Raw genomic sequence first — 14,474 nt, 5'->3', positions numbered from 1 at the left:
GCATTCGCTACCTTTCGATCTCCAGTAGTTTTACCAATGAGATGAGCTTGTTTTGAAACATAAGCTCCCAGCCAAGTTGCTTACCAGCCAGTTCAAGATGGTCAGCACTTACACCATCCACCCCCACAATTCATTGGAAGACCTGACGCCATGGGATTATCTGGCGAAACACCAACGGGCAGAAAACTCTAATTCAGTGGTGCAACTGAAGCGGGGATGTTTACAGCGAAAGTTGGCCATATCACAAGATTTAATCACTCCCCTTGCTTGTCCTTACTCGCAGAAGACAGCAGGACATCTCGGTGGAATATTCCAAGACCGCCGAACTCCCGATATGATCGCTCCATGAAAAGCATAATAAAACACGACGCCTCTACCCCACCTCGTTTGAAGGTTCTCCGTCGAAATGGCCTAGCAAGGCGATATTTGTTCAGCGCACTATTGATCGCTCTGGTGCCGCTTGTCGTCCTCGCGTTCATGTACGACACACAGTATGTGAAAGCACTGGAAAAAGTGACAGAAAGCCGGACGAACGCTCGACTTGCTGGTGCGGAGAACCTCTTAAGAACATTTCTCCAAGAAAGAATCTATGAGCTTGAGGCTCTTGCCGACATACCTGAGGTTTTCGACTGGTTAACCACGGCCAGACCCAATGAGGAGCCAAGTGCGGAAGTAATGGCACAGCTTCGCCAGGCTCTCGATAGTCCTCATCTTTATGGGGTAGTGGTCAAACCCTCCAAGTTCGAGGTGCCACTATGGTACCTAACCCAGACTTTGCTGAACCAAGTGGAGTTAGACGAACTGCCCCTCACTCCATTTACCAACGGAGAAATAATCGGCCCCGCCCTACCAACCGATAGTCGGCCCGGTTGGTTTATTCTTAGACTCAGTCCCACAGGACTTAATCCGGCCCCGGATGCCTGGGTCGGCCTGGTTGTCCGCCTGGCGAGCCTTACCGATCAGGTAAAGGACCTAAGCCTCACTGGCTTGCAAAGTCCTCTTGTCGTAACGCCCCAAAGCGTACCTATTACGGCAGTAGGAAACATACCCGGAAAGACCTCCCATTCGGCCAAGGACATCAACTCAAATGATTTCATCGAGGGCTGGCATATACGCCTTCAATGGCTAGGCGACCCTCTGCTAGGTCCCTTGGAGTCAGCGAGATTCGGGTTGATCCTTCTGGCCTCTGGAGCAGCTTTGGCCGTTATTCTGTTGTCCCGTCACCTCTCTAAAAGATTGGAAAAGCAGGTTACGCCTTTGATTGAGGGAGCTGACAGGGTTGCTGGAGGAGATTTTGATACTCCGCTTCACACTGACGGTACAGCGGAAATAGGCTATCTGGCTTTCGCCCTCGAACGTATGCGTCTTCGTCTTAGGCGGCTAGTGAAGAGTATGGTGGACGTTGAGCGTCGTGCCATACTCGGACAATTCTCTGCGGGCGTTGCACACGAGATTAGAAATCCTCTCGCAACCATAAAGACTACAATTCAGGCCCTATCGAGGAAGGAGTCGGATCCCAAACGCCAAAAATTAATGGAATCAGTTGACCATGAGATCGACCGAGTAAACGACGTTGTCCAACTGCTCTTGGATTACGCTCGCCCGAGAGAAGCCAAGGCAAGCAAGGTTAATATTATCGACGTTGTTGAAACAGTAAAAATTCTCGCCGACGCAGTGGCACATCGCCATGGGATTGAGTTGGTGCAAGTTGAGCACGAACCGCTATACGCATGGGCCGACTCTTCACAGGTCCGCCAGATAGTTATGAATCTGGTGATGAACGCGATTCAGGCAATGGAAGGTATTGGGGGCCGGGTTACCATACGAACCAAGCAGCAGGGCTTGGCAGTTTATGTTTCTGTCACCGATAACGGCCCCGGTGTAAGCGCGGACCACCTGAGTCACCTGACTGAGCCTTTCTTCACAACGAAAACCAACGGCACCGGCCTCGGTCTGGCCATTTGCAGACAGCTCGCGCAAGCTAATCAAGGTAACCTCCGTTTCCAAAGCGTTTCTGGCGAGGGCCTAAAAGTAACTCTGAAACTACCGCTCTATTTGAACAACGAAAACCAGGGAACCGTTTAATGCGAACGCCTACCGTCCTGATCATCGATGACGAGAAAAATCTTGTTAGTAGTCTGATGTTTTCGCTCGAGGAAGAAGAAATGACGGTTTTTGCCGCCTATGACGGGAAAAGTGGACTCGCCGAAATTGAAAAACGGACACCAGACGTGGTCTTGCTCGATCTTAAATTGCCTGACCAATCAGGTTTTGAAGTTCTTGACCAGGTTCAGGCACTCCCGGCTCCGCCCATCACGATCATGATTTCGGCCCATGGCGATACTCGTGCTGCTGTTGAAGCAGTCAAGAAAGGGGCACAGGATTACATCACTAAACCGTTTGACCTCGACGAACTGATTCTTCTCATTCAGCGCAATCACAAGCATCGCCAACTCAAAGAGGAAGTGGCATATCGGAGAGAGCGGGAAGCTGACGTTCACGGTCTTGTTGGCAACTCCTCGGCCATGCGCAAGCTGCTCGATCAAGTCGATCGCATCGGAAAGAGCTCAGCGCGAACCATACTACTCCAGGGACCATCTGGCAGCGGGAAAACTCTCATTGCTAAAGCTTTGCACGCAACGAAAGACAAAGCCGCGCCATTCGTATCCGTAAATTGCGCGTCGCTGCCTGAAAACCTGTTGGAAGCTGAGCTGTTTGGCGCGGAAAAAGGGGCATACACCGGTGCCGATAAGCGCCGAACTGGCTTGGTAGAGTTAGCCAACGGGGGTACTCTTTTCCTGGATGAGATTGGTGAGCTGCCGTTACCCCTCCAGGCAAAGCTATTAACCTTCCTGGAAACACACCGTTTTCGCGCGGTGGGCGGCCAGAAAGAGATTGATGCCGATCTGCGTGTCATAGCGGCCAGTAACAGAGATCTACAGACTGAGGCTCAGGCGGGAACATTTCGTGAGGACCTGTTCTACCGTCTGAATGTTATGCCACTGACGATCCCGTCTCTGGCTGAGCGCAAGGACGATATCCCAGTGCTGACATCGAACTTCGCTACAGAGCTTGCGGCGCAAGAGGGTTGCAAGCCGATCAAACTTACACCCGAAACACTTACCAAACTCTGTAATTACGATTGGCCGGGAAATATCAGGGAACTCCGAAACACAATCGAGAGACTGACCATATTACATGCCGGTGAAAGCATTAACGTTGATCGACTGCCACCCGAAATCATTGCTTCAGCTGCTCAGACAAACACCTCAGTGACCGAAAAGGGTTCTGAGAGCAACAAAAGCCATGGATCCTTGACCAGTGAAATCGCAAAACGGGAAGCCCAGTGCATTTTGGACGCATTGGCTCAATCCAACGGCCGAAAGGGCGATGCCGCAAATTCCCTCGGAATTTCCAGACATGCATTGAAAAGAAGAATGCAGAAACTGGGGCTCACCGGAGACGAACTGTGATCCCAATTTCCCACGACCGATTTATCAGTATCCTTGTTGGAATCTGTCTGGTGGTCCTCGTCACATTTGCAATGCCTTCCAAGGCGCTGGAGTCTTTGGGGGCAAGCGAGGATACAGCGGATATTATCGTTGGATGCCTTTACCCCATGTCCGGACGAGCAGGTGTCTTGGGTCGAGATTCAGTGGTGGGTATACGGCTCGCGCTTCAATATATTGAACAGCAAGGATTGGCGACACTGCCACGGCTCAGGGTTTTGCTTGGGGACACCAAATCCAAACGTTCAACCGCCGTTACGATTGCAAAACGATTTGTCGAAGAAGAGCAAGCCTCTTTCCTCTGTGGCGTAGTTAACTCCTCGGTTGCCATTCAAGTTACAGAAATTGCTGCTTCCGCGAATGCGTTTTTTGTCGGTACAGACCACGCTTCATCCAGGCTAACCGATGAATTTTTCCACGATCGCTATTTCCGTGTGACGAACGACACCCGTCAATCGATGACTGCAGGAGCGCTCTTCATCAGAGACTACTTTGATGACCACTTGAAGAAAAAACCGCTTCGAATCTCGTACCTAGGTCCCGACTACGAGTACGGTTATCAGGTGTGGGCCGATTTTCGCGAGGCTCTGGATCGATTGGGCGTGAATTACGAAATTGCTGGTGCGCTCTGGCCGAGGTTGAGTGAGCCAGACTACAGCCACTATATCAACGAGCTGATACGCCAAGAACCCGACCTGGTCGTTAATAGCCTTTGGGGAGGAGATTTCGTTGCTTTCGTCACCCAGGCTACTGACACCCGGTTGTTTGACGTTTCACGCTTCGCAAACTTTGAGAAAGGAGGCGACTACGAGATTTTTGCTCACCTCGGGGATCGCATGCCTCTGGGATTGTTACTAGCATCTCGTCATCACAACAACTGGCCCGAAACTGATTTCAATCGGTGGTTTGTCCAAGAATTCCAACGGCAAACCGGCTACTACCCCTCATCCGGGGCGCAAGGCGCGTTCACCGGCATACTCGCAATTGCCGAAGCAGCACGCCAGGCAGGCGGGAATTACAAGGATCTCGAAGGCATCGAGCGAGCTTTCGAACAGTTGAGTCTGACTACGCCAGAGGATCCGCCAGGTTTCCAATCCTCGATGGATCCAGTAACTCATCAAATCCGCCAAGTAATGGCGATTGGTGAGACGGTGAAGGATCCGCGCTACCCTCCAGCTAAGGTAATGCTCGGTAATTGGCGAATCTATTACCCGACTGATTACGAGCAAGTTCATTCTGCAACAGAATGAGCGAAAATCGCTCATCTACGCTCACCCAACATGAGCGGATTGCGCTCATCGCCTTCAAAAAACTTTACGCTAAATGCTATCTTCAAAAAAAACAGCAACTTAGGAATGTAGGATTTCTGGCATAGAGCGTGCTATCAGACTCAGGCCGGCTTGAAAAACGTCGGGCAGGACACCGGAAAAAAACAACACTGGCTGTCCAACCAAACGACACAAGAACAACAGTCTGGAGATCTGATATGAAACGTCCCCTGCTTACCGCAGCGACGGTCGCCTGTGCCATGACTACAGGTGCCATGAGTCTCAATGCTTACGCCAATGAAGAATACAAACTGGGCCTTGTAACCTTTCTCTCAGGCGCCGCTTCCGGGCCTTTCGGAATTCCCGCAAAGAACGCTGCCGACCTGGTAATCGATGCTATCAACGACGGCACCCTACCCGCCCCTATTGAGGGCAAGGGAATTGACGGACGTATGATTACACCTGTCTACGTTGACGAAGCTGGTGGTGCGACAAAACAAACCTCAGAATTTCGAAACCTCGTTGAGCGCGATGGCGTCGATGCGGTCGTAGGCTACATCTCTTCCGGCGACTGTCTCGCCATCCCGGCGGTCGCTGAAGAGCTCAAGATGCTGACCGTATTGTTCGACTGCGGCACACCTCGGGTCTTCGAGGAGGCTGACTACGAGTATGTTTTCCGCACCCACTCTACCGCCAGCATGGACAACATCGCGGCGGCCCGCTACGTTCACGAAAACGTTCCCAACCTGGAATCTGTCGCAGGCATAAACCAAAACTACTCTTGGGGCCACGACAGCTGGCGCGATTTTACCGAGACTCTAAAGGTTCTTCGCGGCGGGGACATTGAAATCACTACGGAACAGTTCCCCAAATTGTTCGCGGGCCAGTACGGCGCCGAGATTTCTGCCCTGCAAGTGAACTCCGCAGATGTCATTCACACATCTTTCTGGGGCGGTGACACAGACGCATTCGTACTCCAGGCGGCCGCTCGTGGTCTGCTCGCGGACAACCAGGTAATCTTCACTGCTGGCGAAACTGCACTCAACAGCCTTGGCGAGCACCTGCCAGACGGCGCCATCATTGGTGCCCGTGGTCCCTTCGGTCCATTTGCTCCGGAAAGTGAACTGAACACTTGGTTCCAGACCGAATTCACTGAGCGTTTCGGCACACCGCCGACTTTCCCTGCCTACCACATGGCTCATGCGCTGATTGGCCTAAAGCTGGCTCAAGATAAGGCCGGAGTTGGTGCGTCTACTGAGGAGGTAATCACTGCCTTTGAAGGTCTCGAATTTGACGGCCCGGGCGGCCGGGTTGAAATGAGTCGAGGCAAGGGCCATCAGGCTGCAACAGAGATGGTCTACGGTCGCCTCAAACGCGTGGACGGTGAAATTACCTTTACCGACATTACCCGCTACCCGGCAGATTGTGTCAACCCGCCGGAAGGCGCAGAGACTGTAGAGTGGATCAAAGCCGGCATGCCAGGTGCCGAGTGTAACTGAGCCTACTGACCTAGCAACATGCTCATCGGGACCATCCGGTCCCGATGAGACTTTCCAACGATCTTTCACCCCTCCCCGACCGGAAGATGGCCCGGTCTGCAGGCGAGGTCTGTGCAAAGCATCGGGAGTCTTACAATGAAACAACTTCTTGCAATACTGGTGGATGGCTCGGTCTACGCCTCATGGCTGTTCATCATTTCTGCCGGTCTGACCCTGATTTACGGGGTCATGCGAATCCTCAATATGTCCCATGGCAGCTTTTACGCCCTTGGCGCGTACTCTGGTGCTGCTATGGTTGGTTGGTATTTTTCTACCGGTTCTGTTCCCTGGTTCAGTTTTGTCGCGCTGATCGCCGCCGCCCTTGTCGCCGGCATTTCCGTGGGGCTCCTGGTTGAACGTGGCCTTCTGCGGTTCATGTACGGCAGGGACGAGGTCGTCATGATTCTGGTCACCTATGGCGTCCTGCTCATCATGGAAGATGCCATCAAGCTGATATGGGGGGTTGAGCCCTACTTTGCTTACCAACCCTACACCCTACTGGGTCGAACCAAGTTCGCCGGATTATCCTTCGCTAATTACGATTTCATGCTTATCGGCGTGAGCATACTGATCGGTCTCGCGCTCTGGTATGGCCTGAACCGCACACGCAATGGAAAACTGCTTCGAGTAGTCATTCACGATCGTGAAATAGCCAGCGCACTCGGCATCAACGTTGCTCGAATCTTCACCATAACCTTTCTGATTGGAGCTGGTATCGGATCACTCGCTGGAGCTCTGACTGCCCCGGGTCTCTCCGTCGTGCCAGGCATGGGCATAGAGGTCATTGTACTGGCGTTCGCTGTGGTCGTGATTGGAGGCCTTGGAAGCATTACCGGTGCTCTGGTCGGTGCTCTGATCGTTGGCATGGCGCGAGCGGCGGCCGTGCATCTGTACCCAGAGGTTGAACTGTTCGTTATCTACGCGGTCATGGGCCTCGTGTTGGCATTTCGCCCACAAGGCCTGTTTGCCGTTGCCAACGCGAGGAAAATCTAATGAAAACAAGATCCCTAGCGCTCTTATTTGTTCTCGGGTTGGTAGTCATTGCTGGCGGCCTCCTGCTACCGCAGTGGATGTCCTACCTGTTTACCATCGCGATGGGCAAAGGCCTGGTAGTGCTCGGTCTGGTCCTTCTCATGCGCGCTGGCCTGGTTTCCTTTGGCCAAGGCCTGTACTACTGCGTAGGCGCCTACGTTGCCGGCATGCTGACCCAGTTCGTGGGAGTCACTGACATTCTCGTCATCATGCTTGCGTCTGTTGCAGTCAGCGTTGCCATAGCAGCCATCATTGGCCTGCTACTGTGTCGATATCGCGAGATCTTCTTCGCAATGTTTTCGATGGCGTTCTCGATGATTCTTTACGGCTTGCTGGTCCGCAATCAGTTCCTTGGATCTACCGATGGTTTTAACGTTGCCAATCCGAGCTTATTGGGATGGACTCCCGGTGCTGAAGCTTCATCCGACCTGGTTCTGATTGTCGCAGTATTCCTCGTAATCGTTCTTGGAGCTGTCGCATGGCGATACCTGAAATCTCTTTCCGGTTACGCCGGTGAGGCCGTTCGAGAAAACGAAATTCGATTGGAGTATCTGGGCGGCTCTGTGTTCCGTGTGGTGTATGTAAAGTACATAATCGCGGCGGCTCTGGCGGCTATTGGTGGCACTATTACCGCTCTGGTAAGTGGTCACGTTGATCCAGAGATGGCGTATTGGACCACTTCGGGCGAGTTTGTATTTATAGCCCTGATGGGTGGGACTGCTCATGTAGCCGCCCCGATCGTTGCAGCCGTTCTGTTCGAAGCGCTGCGCACTTATGCGTTCGCCGTGTCGCCTTACACCTGGCAAATGATTCTGGGCTTTGCCCTGCTAGCAATCATCCTGTTCATGCCGTCCGGTCTGTGGTCCCTGGTTGAACGATTCCAAAACAAGAAAGCGAGGAAAACGTCATGAGCGCTTTGTTGAAAACGGTCAATCTGGAGCGAACGTTTGGCGCAGTCACTGCCGCTACCGACATCAATATTGAACTGAATACAGGCGAGGTAGTTGGAGTTATCGGCTCCAACGGGGCTGGCAAGACTACCTTCATCAATATGGTAACGGGCTATATCCAACCGTCCGGTGGCGACATTCTCGTGCGTGGTAAATCCATCATTGGGAAGTCACCCAGGGACGTCTCATTGGCTGGCGTTGGTCGCTCCTTTCAGGTGCCTCAACTATTCCAGGAACTGACGGTTTTGGAGAATATGCTGATCGCGTTCGGTTTCTCAGTCGACCGCAAATTGAGCTTTCTGAAGCCGCTCAGATCCAAGGAAAAAGTCGAAAAGGCTCTCTCCGTTCTGCGCGAATATGAGATCGAGCAGTATGCGGAGGAGGTTGTATCTACTCTGCCCCAGGGAGTTCGCAAGCTGTTGGACATTGCCATGGCAATGCTCGCTGAGCCTGGGCTAATGCTACTCGATGAACCAACCTCAGGCGTTGCCATCGAGGATAAATTCCTGCTGATGGACACCGTTATGGCGGCTGTCCGGAAAAGTGATGCTGCAACAATGTTCGTGGAGCACGATATGGAAGTCGTTCTGCGTTACGCCGACCGAGTTCTCGCGTTTTACGACGGCCGGGTTCTAGCGGACGGTCCCACCCAAACCGTTTTGTCTGACGCCAAAGTCCAGGAATTAGTGGTTGGGCATCACCTCGATCTTGGCGAAAGCGAGGTCAGTACAAGCAAGGAGTCTGCCCATGTTAGAACTTAAGAATGTTACGACGGAGATTGCCGGCACCACTATTCTCCGGGACGTCAGCTTTTCCGTCAGCAAGGGTTCTATGGTTGGTCTGATCGGGCGCAACGGCGCCGGAAAGACGACGTCACTCCGATCAATCATGGGCCTTATCAAGCCGAAAGCCGGCCAAATACTGATCAATGGCGAAGACATGACCAATCAGGGTTCTTTTGAGCGCGCCGGCATGTCCATTGGCTATATGCCAGAGGATCGTCGTCTCGTGCCTGATCTTACGGTCGAGGAAAACATCATGGCACCGGCGTGGGCCTGCCAACTCGTTAACGCAGAGGCCAGGCTTGCGTGGATCTACGAAATGATGCCCGAGGTAGAGTCTTTCTCCGATCGCCGAGCGCTTCAGTTATCAGGCGGCCAGCAAAAGCTCGTTGCACTGGCCCGTGCAATGATGACCGGCACCAACTTGTTGCTACTGGACGAACCATTTGAGGGGGTGGCACCTGCACTATCAAGACGACTCGCCAGTGTCTTGAGCACGCTCAAAGATGAAGGCCTGACTGTTTTGCTGTCTGAATCGGACCAATCACACTCTGCAGATCTGGTCGACAAAGCGTTTCAGATTGAACGTGGCAGCGTTGAGCCGCTCACGTCTCTGACTTAGGGGGAAAAATGACTGCGTTTACTTTTAACACCACCAAAAGCGTTATTTGCGAGCCCGGCGCTATAAAGCGCCTGGGGGAAATCGTTAAAGAGCACATGGGCAATAAAGTACTGCTAGTCACAGATCCGGGGCTGATAAAGGCAGGCTTACTCGACGTAGCTACAAAGTCTCTCAACGAGGCAGGCGTGCAGTACGAGTTGTTCGACGGCGTGGTTGCCGACCCGCCCGTGTCGGTCGTAGAAGCAGCGTTAGCCGACGCCCGAGAAGCAGAGGTGGATGGGGTCATTGGATTTGGTGGCGGCTCATCCATGGATGTAGCCAAATTGATCGCGCTTCTTATTGGCGGTGGAGAAAAGCTTGACGACGTGTACGGTGTTGGTCAGGCCAAAGGCAACCGTTTGCCTCTGATTCAGATTCCAACCACAGCAGGAACAGGCTCAGAGGTTACCCCGATCTCAATTATTACTGTTGGTGAAACCGAGAAAAAAGGCGTTGTTGCGCCTCAGCTGCTTCCGGACATTGCTCTGCTGGATGCCGAGTTGACTCTCGGGCTGCCGGCTCACGTGACCGCGGCTACCGGAATCGATGCCATGGTTCATGCAATTGAAAGCTATACGTCAGCTTCCGCAAACAACAATCCGGTTTCCAAGGCCCTCGCTCGCGAAGCCCTCCGCTTGCTCGGAGCCAATATCGAGACAGCCGTGAAGGATGGCAGTAATGTCAAGGCTCGCTCTGACATGCTGCTCGGAGCCATGCTTGCCGGCCAGGCTTTTGCGAACTCGCCAGTGGCTGCAGTGCATGCTCTTGCCTACCCGATCGGCGGAATTTTCCATGTACCCCACGGCCTTTCCAACGCACTGGTGCTGCCTCACGTCATGCGTTTTAACGCGGAAAGCTGTGGCGAAGCCTATGCAATTCTGGCCACCGATGTCTTTCCGGATCTGGCAGCTGCACCTGCCGATAAGAGGGTGAATCAGTTCATCGACCGTCTTGAGGCTCTGAGTGCTGATTTGGGGCTAGAGCAAACTCTGCGTGAGGTCGGGATTGGGGAGGCAGATCTGGCCACCTTGGCTTCAGATGCCATGAAGCAAACTCGGCTGCTTGTGAACAACCCCAGGGAAGTGTCTGAAATTGATGCCTTGGCAATCTACAAGGCCGCTTTCTGATTCGGTCACACTGTTAATTGATTGAGGTAACTCATGTCTCTTGAATTAAAGAATCGCGAACTTCTGCGCGAACAGGCTTATATCAATGGCCAATGGATAATGGCTAAGTCGGGGAAGACTTTTGCCGTGACCAATCCGGCCAACGGTGATCAGTTGGCAACGGTGCCAGACATGGATGACACTGACACTCGTGTAGCGATTGAGGCGGCGGAAGCCGCTTGGCCCGCATGGCGTTCCACCCCCGCCAAAGAGCGCGCCAACATACTGCGCAAATGGTTCAATCTCCTCATGGCCAACCAAGAGGATCTTGCTCGTCTGATGACCGCTGAGCAAGGAAAGCCTCTGGCGGAATCCCGAGGCGAAGTCGGTTACGGTGCAAGCTTCATCGAATGGTTCGCCGAAGAAGCAAAACGGGCCTACGGTGATGTTATTCCCGGGCATGGAAAGGACAAGCGCATCGTCGTAATCAAACAACCGGTTGGTGTGGTAGCCGCTATCACTCCATGGAACTTTCCGATTGCAATGATTACTCGCAAAGTTGCTCCAGCTCTCGCTGCCGGCTGCCCTGTGGTAGTGAAACCCGCCGAGGATACACCCCTCTCCGCGCTGGCCATTACCGCACTGGCGGAAGAGGCCGGTGTACCGGCCGGTCTGATCAACATCATCACCTGCTCCAAACCTAATGCAGTTTCTGTGGGTAACGAGCTGACAGGTAATCCTATTGTGCGCAAAGTGTCGTTTACCGGATCTACGCCGGTCGGGAAGCTCCTGATGCGACAAGCGAGCGACACCGTCAAAAAGGTCAGTTTGGAACTCGGTGGCAATGCCCCCTTCATCGTGTTCGATGATGCCGACCTGGACGCGGCTGTTGCAGGCCTGATGGCCTCGAAGTACCGCAATACAGGACAGACCTGCGTTTGCGCAAACCGAGTATACGTCCAGGCCGGCGTTTACGACGCCTTTACCGAAAAGCTGAAGACTGCTGTCAGCAAAATGGTCGTTGGTCCCGGCCTTGAAGGCGAAACCCAGCAGGGACCACTGATCAACGACGCTGCGTTAAACAAAGTCAAACGGCACATAGAAGACGCTACATCGAAGGGTGCAAAGGTTGCTCTGGGCGGTCGAGCTCACGCCCTCGGCGGAACCTTCTTTGAACCCACTATCCTCACCGATGCCACTCAGGACATGTTGATCGCCCGCGAGGAAACGTTCGGGCCCGTGGCGCCGCTGTTTCGGTTTGAAACCGATGACGAGGCGATCTCCATGGCGAACGATTCAGAATTCGGCTTATCAGCCTATTTCTACAGCCGGGATATCCATCGGGTATGGCGCGTAGCGGAAGAACTGGAATCAGGAATGATTGGCGTCAACGAGGGCATTATCTCTACGGAGGTGGCTCCATTTGGCGGAGTAAAGGAAAGCGGCCTTGGTCGGGAAGGCTCCCACTACGGTCTGGACGAGTACATGGAGCTTAAATACCTGTGTCTGGGTGGCATGAAATAGAGCTTAAATAAACCAAGGCGCCCCGATGTCAGAAATCGAGGCGCCCACACTCATGCAATCGGAGGGCTAAGGTGAATCGTCACGATTTCACAGTTTTCTACCCCGTCTCTACCCGCTGGATGGACAACGATGTATACGGGCACGTGAACAACGTGACCTATTACTCCTACTTCGACTCAACGATTAATCGATACCTAATTGAACAAGGTGGCCTCGATATTCACTCAGCCAAAATAGTGGGGTATGTCGTTAGCTCATCTTGCCAATTCCGACGCCCCGTCGCATATCCTGATTCAATTTCGGTCGGTCTCAGGGTCTCGAAGCTCGGAAACAGTTCCGTTACTTATGAGCTCGGCATTTTCAGAGAATCGGAAGAAGAGGCCGCCGCCTATGGTCAAGTGGTGCACGTTTTTGTGGACCGTGACCAAAATTGCTCAGTACCGATACCCGCAAAAATTCGCCACTGTCTTGAGGAAATCTTGACCCCAAAGGTTAGTGCAGACGAAATTTAAGAGCCTGCTAAGGATAAAAAATGAACAGCTCATTTGCCTATGCCCTGCTCATGTTGGTCGCAGGAATAGGAATACCTGTGATGGCAACGCTTAACGGCGGACTCGGCGCGAGATTGCAGAGCCCGGCCCTTGCCGCAACGATTCTCTTTTTCGTTGCCCTGGTTCTGGCAATTTCTTATTTGATCACCACGGAGGGTTTTCCCGAGAAAATTTTTTTGGCCAATGTTCCCGTGTACTTCTACTTCGGAGGCTTCTTTGTCCTCTTCTATATCCTAACAATTACCTGGGTAGCGCCTAGATTCGGCATATCCAATGCAATTGCTTTCGTTTTGCTGGGACAGCTCATCGCAATGAGCCTCATCGATCACTTTGGCTTGATGGGCGTTCAAAAGTTCACGCTGAGCCTAAGACGGCTTGCGGGGTTGGGCGTGATGACAATCGGTGTTTTCTTGGTGCTAAATAAAGTTCCAGGCGGAGCCAAGTGAATAGCTGATTTAGCTTCTTTAAGTCCCGCTTCCAGACGAAGATGCGGCAAGCCCTTAAGCTCATACTAAAACTGAAATTACTAATCCGGCGGATTCCAATAACTATCCTTCTCAATATACAGTATCTAAGTTATTGATTTCTCGTGGCGACGTTTGGTGCGGTAAATACGTCGCACTTTTTCGCGAAATTTGAGGTGTTTATGGGCCCTACACCGTAATTTTGACATTGTAGAGGCCCCCAGTTCGCATCTGGGTGGCCCTACCAATTCCTGAAGAAAAGTCATTCGCCTTTAAGCCCCGTAAGAATTGGCTTTTTCTTTCCCGATATCTTCTCGAGACGAATCGATTATACAGTATCCGGAAAATTGAATGCAGGCACTTACACGGGGTCTCCCTTTTTTGTCTAGGGGTCAACTTAAAAAACTCAAAAACTCCTCTCTCAAATCCTATTCAATTCTGCTCACACAAAACGCAATGAACCTTACCCATGCACCTACTGTAGCTCTCAGGTTGGTGGCGTTATATTGGCGATACCATTCAGAAATAAGGGCGTAAGATGACCAACGTTCCACGAACAGTCGCCCAAAACATAATCGAAAAATTATTGCGACGCCGCGTGGTAGAAAGCCTCGGATGCCAGAAGAAGTTTCTGAGCGGCTGGACAGCTTGGTTAGAGTTGTGACCCAGAAGGCACAAAGATCTCCAAGGAACAAGAGGGTAACGATCAAGGGATGATCAATCGAAGGGTGCTGGAAAAGGCTAACGTGAAGAGCCAGTTGGCTGACTTAGAAGAGAACGTGAAATTCTTGGCCAACGCTTACCAAATTGCTCTAAATGAGCGGGCACAACTGGGATCTATCGAAAACGATCAGGGCTTCCGTCGAATGATATGGCGAGCTGCATCGACTGCGAGCGTCGCGGTCGTTGTTCTGGCTGCCTGGTGGGCCGCTCATAAGTTTGGAATCCCCCTGCCCCTCATGCGAATACCGGTGAGCGGCTGGTGAGCATCACGGGAGAAATGCTCCAAGCAGTTGGGACACACTGACACCATCATTGTCGCAAAACACTATGGCCGGTGGATCCATACTGACACACCAAATATGGCAG

The 14,474-nt window shown here is 52.5% G+C and carries 12 protein-coding genes; all 12 read left to right on the top strand.

Translation table 11 applies throughout. The features are described from left to right. The first annotated feature begins 426 nt into the window (after window positions 1-426). The 12 genes from KXD86_RS01125 to KXD86_RS01070 all read left to right on the top strand — a co-directional run bounded on the left by KXD86_RS01125 (window position 427) and on the right by KXD86_RS01070 (window position 13,367). Complete coding sequence (locus KXD86_RS01125) at window positions 427-2,085, top strand: sensor histidine kinase (protein ID WP_228739289.1); 1,659 nt, start codon at window positions 427-429, stop codon at window positions 2,083-2,085. Further along, a complete protein-coding gene (locus KXD86_RS01120; protein WP_218634254.1) occupies window positions 2,085-3,473 on the top strand; it encodes a sigma-54-dependent transcriptional regulator in 1,389 nt (462 codons plus the stop codon). The genes KXD86_RS01125 and KXD86_RS01120 overlap by 1 nt, the downstream gene beginning before the upstream one ends. Beyond that, window positions 3,470-4,759, top strand: coding sequence for an ABC transporter substrate-binding protein (locus tag KXD86_RS01115; RefSeq protein ID WP_218634253.1), 1,290 nt, complete (start codon window positions 3,470-3,472; stop codon window positions 4,757-4,759). The genes KXD86_RS01120 and KXD86_RS01115 overlap by 4 nt, the downstream gene beginning before the upstream one ends. Window positions 4,760-4,995: 236 nt before the next feature. Next, the gene (locus KXD86_RS01110; protein ID WP_041645274.1) at window positions 4,996-6,276 is read left to right on the top strand and encodes an ABC transporter substrate-binding protein; all 1,281 of its coding nucleotides are present in this window, start codon (window positions 4,996-4,998) and stop codon (window positions 6,274-6,276) included. A gap of 135 nt (window positions 6,277-6,411) precedes the next feature. Continuing rightward, on the top strand, window positions 6,412-7,308 hold the full coding sequence (locus KXD86_RS01105) for a branched-chain amino acid ABC transporter permease (RefSeq protein ID WP_092029951.1): 897 nt from the start codon (window positions 6,412-6,414) through the stop codon (window positions 7,306-7,308). Continuing rightward, window positions 7,308-8,258 carry a branched-chain amino acid ABC transporter permease gene (locus tag KXD86_RS01100; RefSeq protein ID WP_218634252.1) on the top strand — a complete coding sequence of 317 codons (951 nt, stop codon included), beginning with the start codon at window positions 7,308-7,310 and terminating at the stop codon, window positions 8,256-8,258. The genes KXD86_RS01105 and KXD86_RS01100 overlap by 1 nt, the downstream gene beginning before the upstream one ends. Beyond that, the gene (locus KXD86_RS01095) at window positions 8,255-9,058 is read left to right on the top strand and encodes an ABC transporter ATP-binding protein (protein WP_218634251.1); all 804 of its coding nucleotides are present in this window, start codon (window positions 8,255-8,257) and stop codon (window positions 9,056-9,058) included. The genes KXD86_RS01100 and KXD86_RS01095 overlap by 4 nt, the downstream gene beginning before the upstream one ends. After that, window positions 9,045-9,701 (top strand): ATP-binding cassette domain-containing protein, encoded by a 657-nt coding sequence (locus tag KXD86_RS01090; protein ID WP_218634250.1) that lies wholly within the window; start codon window positions 9,045-9,047, stop codon window positions 9,699-9,701. The genes KXD86_RS01095 and KXD86_RS01090 overlap by 14 nt, the downstream gene beginning before the upstream one ends. 8 nt (window positions 9,702-9,709) lie before the next feature. After that, a complete protein-coding gene (locus tag KXD86_RS01085) occupies window positions 9,710-10,867 on the top strand; it encodes an iron-containing alcohol dehydrogenase (protein ID WP_218634249.1) in 1,158 nt (385 codons plus the stop codon). Window positions 10,868-10,900: 33 nt separating this feature from the next. Beyond that, complete coding sequence (locus tag KXD86_RS01080) at window positions 10,901-12,370, top strand: NAD-dependent succinate-semialdehyde dehydrogenase (RefSeq protein ID WP_218634248.1); 1,470 nt, start codon at window positions 10,901-10,903, stop codon at window positions 12,368-12,370. A gap of 71 nt (window positions 12,371-12,441) precedes the next feature. Further along, window positions 12,442-12,882: an acyl-CoA thioesterase gene (locus tag KXD86_RS01075; RefSeq protein WP_376770941.1), complete on the top strand. Its 441-nt coding sequence runs from the start codon at window positions 12,442-12,444 to the stop codon at window positions 12,880-12,882. Window positions 12,883-12,902: 20 nt separating this feature from the next. Beyond that, window positions 12,903-13,367 (top strand): DMT family transporter, encoded by a 465-nt coding sequence (locus KXD86_RS01070; protein WP_218634247.1) that lies wholly within the window; start codon window positions 12,903-12,905, stop codon window positions 13,365-13,367. Window positions 13,368-14,474: the final 1,107 nt, after the last annotated feature.

This window comes from Marinobacter arenosus, assembly GCF_019264345.1.
Classification (GTDB): Bacteria; Pseudomonadota; Gammaproteobacteria; order Pseudomonadales; family Oleiphilaceae; genus Marinobacter; species Marinobacter arenosus.
Note: the sequence above shows the minus strand (reverse complement) of the source record. Positions and strands in the feature narration are given on the sequence as shown.

Coding starts and splice junctions, on each gene's coding strand:
- KXD86_RS01070 (WP_218634247.1), top strand. CDS start 12,903: ATGAACAGCTCATTTGCCTATGCCCTGCTCATGTTGGTCGCAGGAATA.
- KXD86_RS01110 (WP_041645274.1), top strand. CDS start 4,996: ATGAAACGTCCCCTGCTTACCGCAGCGACGGTCGCCTGTGCCATGACT.
- KXD86_RS01095 (WP_218634251.1), top strand. CDS start 8,255: ATGAGCGCTTTGTTGAAAACGGTCAATCTGGAGCGAACGTTTGGCGCA.
- KXD86_RS01090 (WP_218634250.1), top strand. CDS start 9,045: ATGTTAGAACTTAAGAATGTTACGACGGAGATTGCCGGCACCACTATT.
- KXD86_RS01120 (WP_218634254.1), top strand. CDS start 2,085: ATGCGAACGCCTACCGTCCTGATCATCGATGACGAGAAAAATCTTGTT.
- KXD86_RS01085 (WP_218634249.1), top strand. CDS start 9,710: ATGACTGCGTTTACTTTTAACACCACCAAAAGCGTTATTTGCGAGCCC.
- KXD86_RS01080 (WP_218634248.1), top strand. CDS start 10,901: ATGTCTCTTGAATTAAAGAATCGCGAACTTCTGCGCGAACAGGCTTAT.
- KXD86_RS01100 (WP_218634252.1), top strand. CDS start 7,308: ATGAAAACAAGATCCCTAGCGCTCTTATTTGTTCTCGGGTTGGTAGTC.
- KXD86_RS01105 (WP_092029951.1), top strand. CDS start 6,412: ATGAAACAACTTCTTGCAATACTGGTGGATGGCTCGGTCTACGCCTCA.